A 679-nucleotide genomic window follows, 5' to 3' on the forward strand; every position below is an offset into this window, starting at 1 on the left:
ATTTATTTTCTCTTCCTGCAGGTACTAAGATGTTTCAGTTCCCTGCGTTAGCTCTCTTACATTGGTAAGAGTAACCGTCCTTCAGACGGCTAGGTTGTCCCATTCGGAAATCTTCGGATCAAGGGTTATTTGCACCTACCCGAAGCTTATCGCAGCTTATCACGTCCTTCATCGCCTCAGTGAGCCTAGGCATCCGCCATACGCCCTTTCTTACTTTCTTTACGACTGTATTTGTTATCTCGTTTATCATTGCTGATTACTCGACAACGAATAAGTAGCTCATACTTTCAGCTGTATTCTAACAAAGTGAAATCTCATCTTGCGATTTGATTTACTTTAGTCTGAACTAAAGTTCATTACTTACAGTTTTGCTTGTGTCAATATGTCAAAGATCTTCTTGCCTTAAAAGGCATGGTGGAGATTGTGGAGTTGAACCATTTTTCTTGAGCCATCCCTATATATTATATAACGTATAAGGAATCCCAGTCTCCTGTATTTAACTAAACAGATGGTGCGTACAAGAAGAGAAGCGAACTTTAATCAGTCACTATCTCAACAAATATAGAAGTAAGCAAGAATGAGAACTCAACATTCAACATTCAACACTCAACATTCTCTCAATATTCGTCTCTCCAGAAAGGAGGTGTTCCAGCCGCACCTTCCGGTACGGCTACCTTGT

At 40.4% G+C, this 679-nt stretch carries 1 rRNA gene; it reads right to left on the minus strand.

Features of this window, described 5'->3' with window-relative positions:
- A 23S ribosomal RNA gene (locus KSW37_RS15685) occupies nt 1-220 on the minus strand; the annotation flags it as partial.
- Nucleotides 221-679 lie beyond the last annotated feature (459 nt).

It is taken from the genome of Segatella copri (assembly GCF_019127135.1).
Taxonomy (GTDB): Bacteria; Bacteroidota; Bacteroidia; order Bacteroidales; family Bacteroidaceae; genus Prevotella.